Origin of the sequence: Tistlia consotensis USBA 355, from assembly GCF_900177295.1 — a bacterium.
In the GTDB taxonomy this organism is placed as follows: Bacteria; Pseudomonadota; Alphaproteobacteria; order Kiloniellales; family DSM-21159; genus Tistlia; species Tistlia consotensis.
Genome location: NZ_FWZX01000009.1, coordinates 136,689 through 143,588, shown reverse-complemented (window position 1 = coordinate 143,588; position 6,900 = coordinate 136,689). Strand labels below are relative to the sequence as shown.

At 71.8% G+C, this 6,900-nt stretch carries 7 protein-coding genes; 2 read left to right on the top strand and 5 right to left on the bottom strand.

The features are described from left to right. The first annotated feature begins 50 nt into the window (after positions 1-50). Both B9O00_RS32490 and B9O00_RS13505 read left to right on the top strand, forming a co-directional pair. The gene (locus B9O00_RS32490; RefSeq protein WP_143596229.1) at positions 51-650 is read left to right on the top strand and encodes a hypothetical protein; all 600 of its coding nucleotides are present in this window, start codon (positions 51-53) and stop codon (positions 648-650) included. 260 nt (positions 651-910) lie between these two features. Then, complete coding sequence (locus tag B9O00_RS13505; RefSeq protein WP_143596228.1) at positions 911-2,158, top strand: hypothetical protein; 1,248 nt, start codon at positions 911-913, stop codon at positions 2,156-2,158. Positions 2,159-2,235: 77 nt separating this feature from the next. Here the strand turns inward: B9O00_RS13505 and B9O00_RS13500 are convergent, their stop codons facing one another. The 5 genes from B9O00_RS13500 to B9O00_RS13480 form a co-directional block, all read right to left on the bottom strand. Next, on the bottom strand, positions 2,236-3,297 hold the full coding sequence (locus tag B9O00_RS13500; RefSeq protein ID WP_200808500.1) for a pyridoxal-phosphate dependent enzyme: 1,062 nt from the start codon (positions 3,295-3,297) through the stop codon (positions 2,236-2,238). Then, positions 3,294-4,235, bottom strand: a complete 942-nt coding sequence (locus tag B9O00_RS13495) for a GHMP family kinase ATP-binding protein (protein ID WP_200808499.1) — start codon at positions 4,233-4,235, stop codon at positions 3,294-3,296. The genes B9O00_RS13500 and B9O00_RS13495 overlap by 4 nt, the downstream gene beginning before the upstream one ends. Positions 4,236-4,605: 370 nt before the next feature. Next, on the bottom strand, positions 4,606-5,121 hold the full coding sequence (locus B9O00_RS13490) for a hypothetical protein (RefSeq protein WP_085123195.1): 516 nt from the start codon (positions 5,119-5,121) through the stop codon (positions 4,606-4,608). 184 nt (positions 5,122-5,305) lie between these two features. Next, positions 5,306-6,043, bottom strand: a complete 738-nt coding sequence (locus B9O00_RS13485) for a hypothetical protein (RefSeq protein ID WP_085123194.1) — start codon at positions 6,041-6,043, stop codon at positions 5,306-5,308. A gap of 212 nt (positions 6,044-6,255) precedes the next feature. Further along, positions 6,256-6,885, bottom strand: coding sequence for a TlpA family protein disulfide reductase (locus B9O00_RS13480; RefSeq protein ID WP_159460211.1), 630 nt, complete (start codon positions 6,883-6,885; stop codon positions 6,256-6,258). Positions 6,886-6,900 lie beyond the last annotated feature (15 nt).

Sequence of the window (6,900 nt, the reverse complement as noted above, 5' to 3'; positions counted from 1 at the left end):
GCATCCGCATAGCCCGGCAGCCGGGGCCCCGATGAGCTGGTGCCCGCCGGATGATCGCCTTCCGGGCAATGACCTTCCGGGTGAAGGCGCGCAGCCGGCAGCGGCGTTGCGATCAGCACGCCGCCGGCGAGACTGAGGATCGTCACCCCGCAACCGTTCGCTCCGCCGGCCTCGAAGCTCCGCGCCTCTGCACCCGTTCCGCCGTCCGGCAGATTCTTCGCGAAGGCGGTCAGGGCCTCACGCGCCAGGTTGTGAAACAGACCCCGCTGCTCGGCGCTGTATCGAAGAGGGCGAGCCGCCAGCATCGCCAGGGCGTCGGCGGCGTCGGCGGCCGGCGGCCCGAGATCCGAGATCGCGTCCGCCAGCCTCGCGAAGGGGACCTGGGCCAGGAGTGCGGCCTCTGTCGCTCGCCGGTCGAAGCCCCAGCCTTCCAGCGTCAGCTTCCGTTCGCGCGCCCGCCCGAGGCGGGTCGCCAGCTGCTCGACCTCGCCGTCGCTCAGAAGCGACAGCTCGGCCTCCGGCTGCGCAGCGAAGTCCGCTCGCCGGGCGCGAGCCAGCCGCTCGTCTACGCTCGGCGGGCCGCTAGGGGACCCGCCGACGGGACCATCGCCCGCGACCGACGCAGCCTGGCTGTCCGGCAAGCTACCTGACTCCGGTTTCACGATCCTGGCCGGCGCGATGCGTCGCGCCGGCACCCTCAGCCTTGTTCCAACTCCGGCTTATACAGCGTTTCTCAAGTCGATATCATCAATAATCGCGCATTCGCGGCTTTGCGCGCCGGGTTTCCGCGCGATACACTGGCCGGCCTCCGAAGAAGGCCTGCACCGAACCGGAGGGCCTCGGACGAGGCGACAACGCCTGCCGCTCGTCGGCGCGCGCCTTCCAACCCTTCACCGCCCAGGCAGTACCGATGGACCAGCCGACCACGGACCAACCCCAGCCCCGCTCTCCTGCCGCCGGCGACGATACCGCTCTGCCGGACGGGCTCTATCGCCAGGTTCTGGCCGGTGCCTGCCCGGGCGCTGCCGTCCTGCCGTGCCGGGCAGGTGCCGTGGTCGGCAGGCCGGGGCTACCTCTGCTGGTCGTGGAGCCGTTCGACCGCGACGACCCGCGGTCCAGCTGGCGGCAGGCGATCGACGAGGCCTGGGGCCGTCTCGCCGCGAGCTACAGGCAGATCGAGGGAGATCTCGCGGGTCTCGGGCGCACCGAGCTCAGCCTCGTGCCCCTGCTCGTCTCGATCACCGCCCGGCGATCCGACGAGCTCGAACTGGCGCCGCCCTTCGATACCTGTGTGCTCCCCAATCCCGAAATCTTCAGCCTCGACCTGGTCTGGCAGGATCTCGCCGATCGCGCAGGCGACCAGCTGCGGCCCTGCGACCGCGCGACCCTCGGGCGACTGGCGGAGCTTCTGCAGGAACGCAACGGCGCGGTGGAGCGCGGCGAGCCGGCCGGCGTCGGGATCGAGGCCGGGATCACGAGCGTGCCGAGGCCGGAGGTGGCGGAAGCTGCCGGCGATGCGGCGCAGCCTGAGCGCCCGGCGGGCGCAGCGAGGGGACCGATCGAGGCCTACGCGGCGCAGCGCCGGGCCGCCACCGCCGAGCGGCAGCGCGCGGCCGCCGCGGGTGCCGAGCGGCCGGACGGGGAACTGCTGGATCTCGCCTACCCCCTGCGCCAGCGCGCGCCCTTGAGGCTGCCCCTCCATGACGACGAGGAGGTCGAGCGGCTGCTGGCGCGTCATCGCGACGTCCTGCTGACCTGGGAACCTCGGATCGTCGAGGACACGCTGCGGGCGACGGCAGAGGCGGAGCAGGCGGCACGGGGCGTGACGCGCCTGATCCGGGCGGAGCACGGGCGGGCGAAGCGCTGGCTCGACGGCATCGCGAGCGAAGCCTTCCCGGCAGAGGTGCGCCGTCCGCCGGGAAGGCGGCCGACCCCGGAGAGCGAACTCCTCGGCCGAGCCGAGGCACTGCTGAGCTGCTACTACCGGGACTTCCGGCTGGCGCTTGGCCGGCTGCGGGCCTGCCTCGACGCCGAGGGAGAGGAAACCGCGCTGCGCCGCTTCGCCCGCGCTCCGGGCTCCTTCGGCGAGCTGCGCCGGAACCTCGAGGGACAGGAGCGGCTGCAGGTGGTCCGCGCGATCCGGCTGCTGGCCGGGTAGCCGACGGGTGGTGACGCCATTCCGCCACTGCTTAGTGGCAGCTCGGCGAACTCGGTTCATCGTTGCGGTCCGACGATTCACCGTATCACCGCCACATAGCTCTTGGTCATATTCTTCCCGGAGACTGCCGCCAGGGGGCGGCGCGCCCAATCGAGGCAGGTCCAGTCGCTTTCTCCGGCGCACGCGACGCGAGCGAGCCGAACGGGGTCCTGCCGTTCGGCCGGTGGCCAGCCTTCGAGCCCGGCGAGCCAGGAGTCGTCGTAGAAGGTGTCGCGATAGCGGTGACCTTCATCGGCCAGGATCACGAGGGTTGCCGCGCCCGGAGAGCGCCGCGCCTGCCAGTCGGCGACGAGCCAGGCTGCACCGCTGCTCGGGCCCATGTAGAGCCCCTCGGCGCGGCTGAGCCGCCGCGCCGCCGCATAGGCGGGCAAGGCGCCGATCCAGTGCACCTCGTCGATCATCTCGTGCACGAGGTTTGCCGGCAGGATGCTGTTGCCGAGGCCGCGCAGGAGCCGGGGTGCCGGATCCTGGCCGAAGAGCCGGCTGCCGTGAGTGTCGACGGCGACGATTCTGAGACTCGGAAAGAGGGTCCGCAGGAATTGGCCGGCGCCGCAGAGCGAGCCGCCCGAGCCGACGCAGCCGACCGGGCAGTCGAGCCTCCCGATCGCCTCTGTGGCAAGCTCCGCCAGGCGCGCGTAGGCGAGCGCGTTGTCCGGATTGTCGTATTGGCGCGGCCAGAAGGCGTCCGGACGCTCCTGGAGGAGCGCGCGAAGACGGGCGAGCCGCTCCGCTTGCGCGCCGGTGGCCTCGGTGTCCGGCTCGAGCAGCAGCCGTGCGCCGAGCTGCTCCAGCCTGCGTACGAAGGGCGGGTCGACCAGGCTCGAGGCGCTCACCAGCGTGAGCGCATAGCCGCGCACCGCGGCGAGCAGGGCCAGCGCCAGCCCGAACCTGCCGGAGCTCGTCTCCACGATCTGGCCGCTCGGCGGCAGGCGCCCGTCGTCCTCCGCGCGATCGAGCATGAAGCGCGCCGGCAGAAGCTTCATGAGCGCGAAGCAGGCGGCATGCAGGTTCGACGCGAGGCGCACGATCCGCGGTGTCTCGTAGGCCGCGAGAAAGCCGTCCTTCGGGCGCCGGGTCACAGCGGCCGGACCTCCTCGACACCGAGCGGGAAGGCGGATGTCTTCCGGAATCCGACACGTTGCGCCTCGCGAACCAGGGTTGCGGCTCTCGCGGTGGCATCGCCGTTGCCCGCATCGATCAGAACGCCCATCAGGCTGCCGCTGTGCGCGACCTGCAGGCCACAGGCAGCGTGCTCCTCGGCCAGCCGCAGGGCCCGCTCGAAGCGCGGCTTGGGGAAATGGCGCTGGCTGACGCGGGCGCTGACGGTCGCGACCCGGCCCAGCAGCCGAGCGTCCTGGCGCTGGAGAGCATGGCGCACAAGGCCGCGCAACGCTCGGAACAGCTCGATCTCGGCGCTGTCGTAGCGCGCCGGCGTGAGCGCAACGGTATCGACTGGCCCCTCGCCGCCGCTGACCAGGCTGACCACGATCAGCGGAGGGAGCTCGGCACCGAGCGGCTCGAGGATCCGGCCTTCGCGCTGGGCGAAAAGAAGCGCCTGACAGCCGTAGGCGATGGCGTCGCTGGCGCCTTCGGCAGCGACCGCCAGCCTGCAGGTCGTCGAGTGCCGCAGGCGGAGGCCGGCAGCGGCGGCGACCGCCCGGATCGAGGCGACCAGGTCGGCCGTCGAGGAGCCGTAGCCGTGGCCGAGCGGGATATCGCTCTCGATCGTCAGGTCGCCGCCGCTGCCGGCGTAGCCCAGGTGGGCGAGCGTGAGCTCGGCCGCGCGCTGCGCCTTGCTCCGACCGGCCGGTCGGACCGCCACGGCGCCTCCGCTCCTCGGCCAGAAGGTCGCGCGCGCCCGCAGCCGGGGCAGCGGCAGGGTGACGAGGCCGCGGTGCAGACTGCCTTGCTCGTCCTCGAAGACGCCCTGCAGCAACTCGCCGTGGTGGGCAATCGCCGTACCGACGCCCACCTCGAGCAGTCGCTGGTGGGACGCCTCGCTGCCGCGGAACTGCACCCCGTCGCCTCCCTACGACACGAATCGCGCGTCATGCTGGGCAAATCGGTCGGGGCTGTCGCTCGTCAGATCTCGGGAGGGGCACACATTCCATACGGATCGAGTTCCGCGAACGCCGCGACAGGGGACAAGGAGAGACCGCGAAAAACCAGGGAGAATCTCCGCAGCAGCCCATTGACGCTCAATCCCGCCCTGCGTCCCCTGACGGCCGGCGAATGATGCGCAGGTACGCGGTGGAGGCCTACCTCCAATGAGGCTGCGCGGGAACTGGCGCCGCAGGCATTTGATGCGGGCCGGGATGCCGAGCACGGCGAGCAGCGGGCTCGTGCCATCTGCCGGATCGGCGATTGCAGCCGCTGGATTGTGGCGCCTACCGGAGCGAGGCGCTGGCCTCGATGCCGGCGGGATCTCGCGGAGCAGGTGTGAGCCGGGCCGAACGCCATTCGCGGACGAGCGCGAGCGCGGCGAGCGCGACCCCAAGGGCGGCAAGGTAGATCCTCAGAGGCTCGAAGTAGGTCAGCAGCAGCTCGCCGCCGAACAGCAGGAGGAGAACCTTGTTGCAGATCGGGCAGGCGACCCCCAGGAAGCCGAGCACGCCGCTGGCGCCCGCCGTGCGGATCGAGCAGGCCGGCCGGCGCACCGCCGTATAGAGCCCGAGCAGGACGGACAGCGCGGCGAGCAGGCCGATCTCCCAGCCGCCCGCCGGCGTCATCCTGATGACGAAGGGATTGTCCCAGAGCGCCGACACCGTGCCGACGGCGCCGAAGGTTCCGAGCGCCACGGCCAGCCCCTTGGCGCTGCGGATCGCGATCGCGCGACGGTCCGCGAAGCGCGCGCCCGGCGCCGTCTCGACGCCCTGGCGGGCTTGCTGTTGCGAGATGTCCATCCATGCCTCTCCTGTTCTCGACCGGGCGATGCCCACGCTGCCCCGGAGACCGCTTCGCTGCCCGGGCACGGGGCCGCACCTTCCACGGCCCTCCACCGACCGTCGGCAAGGCGAATCCGCGGGGCGCCTTCCTGCCGGCCGGCGCGGGCGGCCGCGCCGAGCGCGCAGCCGCCCCCGGCGCCGGCTATTCGGCCTTGTCGGTATCGAGGGTCATGCTCTGCTGGTCGAGCATCTGCTGCATCATCTGCATCATCTGCCCCACCATCTCCTGCATGCGCCCCGGCATGGCCTTCTGCATCGGGCCGGCGGGCCCGCCCGACATGCCCCCCGACATCGGACCGGGCATGCCCCCCGGCATGCCGCCGGCGCAGGGCATCGACGTGCGGTCCATCATGCCGGCCATCGCCTGCATCATGTGGAGCTGCATCATCTGCATCATCTGCCCCATCATTTCGTGCATGCGCCCCGGCTCGTGCATGCGCCCCGGCATGCCCATCGGCGCCGATCCGGACTGCCCACCCGACATGCCTCCCGACATGCCGCCGGGCATTGCCCCCGCCGTCCCGCCGGGCATGCCGCCGGCGCCGCCCATCGGCATCTTCTGCATCATGCCCATCATCGCCTGCATCCTGCCCTGCATCATCTTGAGGTGCTGGCTCATGAGCGCACGGCGCGCGGCGGGGTCCTTCGCCTGCCGGGCCTTCTCCATCGTCTGCTGCATCTCTTCGAACGAGGGGCCGGCCGGCATCCCCTTCTGCATCTGCTGCATCGGCTGCGGCTGGTCCTGCTGCCCCTTCGTCTCCTGCTGGGCCGCCGAGGCGCCGCCGGCGAGCGCGACGGCGAGCCCGAGCGCCAGGGCCAGGGACGAGACGGCCTTCAGACCGGCACGGCTCGAAGGGACAAGGTCGATTCTCTGGTTCATCTCTGCTCCTGCTTCACGAGGTGGTGAGGCCCGGCCTGCCGGGATCCGCCGTCAGGCGGTCCCGACAATCCCGACCCTCTTGCGGGGTGGCCAAGCCTCCCGACACGGCGGTTCCGTCGGGCCGCCGTTCGGACATATTCGAATTCTCGAAATTGTCCGAACGGCGGCCACGCGGCGAATCCGCACGCCCCGGGAGACATCCTCCGGAGCCGTCATGCCGACGGCCCGGCCAGGTGCCGGAGGAATCTGCGAGGCCCGTCGGCATCCCAGTCTGCGGCGCCGACCAGGTAGCCGACCAGCCGGCCACGACGGTCGACGAAGAAGCTGACCGGCAGGCCGTAGAGCGGCAGCGCGTCGGGGCGCCGTCCCGTGCTTCTCGAGTAGACCGTCGCCTGCACGGGATCGAGGAAGACCGGCAAGGCGGCGATGCCCTCGCCTTGGTAAAAGGGCAGGACCGCGGCCGCTCCCGGCCGGTCGATCGAGATCGGCACGACCTGGAGGTCCGACCCCCCGAGGTCGCGCTGCATGCGGTCGAGCGCCGGCATCTCGCCGACGCAGGGCGGGCACCAGGTCGCCCAGATGTTGACGAGCAGGACGCGGCCGGCGAAGTCGTCGAGCGAGCGGACGTGGCCGCCGTCGTCGAGAAAGCGGATGGACGGCGCCGGCTCCTTCGGACTCTCCTCGACGAACGGTGCGCCCCCGCCCGAGAAGCTCGGCAGCGATGCCGAGCGGGCGGCAGCCGGAAGCCAGCTCAGGCCCAGGCCGAGCAAGGCGCCGTCGACCAGCAGCCTGCGCCGCGACCTCGGCGCGGCGAGCCGCGCCACTCCGGCTGCAGCGGCCACTGCCCGACGGTCACC

Coding starts and splice junctions, on each gene's coding strand:
- B9O00_RS32490 (WP_143596229.1), top strand. CDS start 51: ATGATCGCCTTCCGGGCAATGACCTTCCGGGTGAAGGCGCGCAGCCGG.
- B9O00_RS13505 (WP_143596228.1), top strand. CDS start 911: ATGGACCAGCCGACCACGGACCAACCCCAGCCCCGCTCTCCTGCCGCC.
- B9O00_RS13490 (WP_085123195.1), bottom strand. CDS start 5,121: ATGGACATCTCGCAACAGCAAGCCCGCCAGGGCGTCGAGACGGCGCCG.
- B9O00_RS13485 (WP_085123194.1), bottom strand. CDS start 6,043: ATGAACCAGAGAATCGACCTTGTCCCTTCGAGCCGTGCCGGTCTGAAG.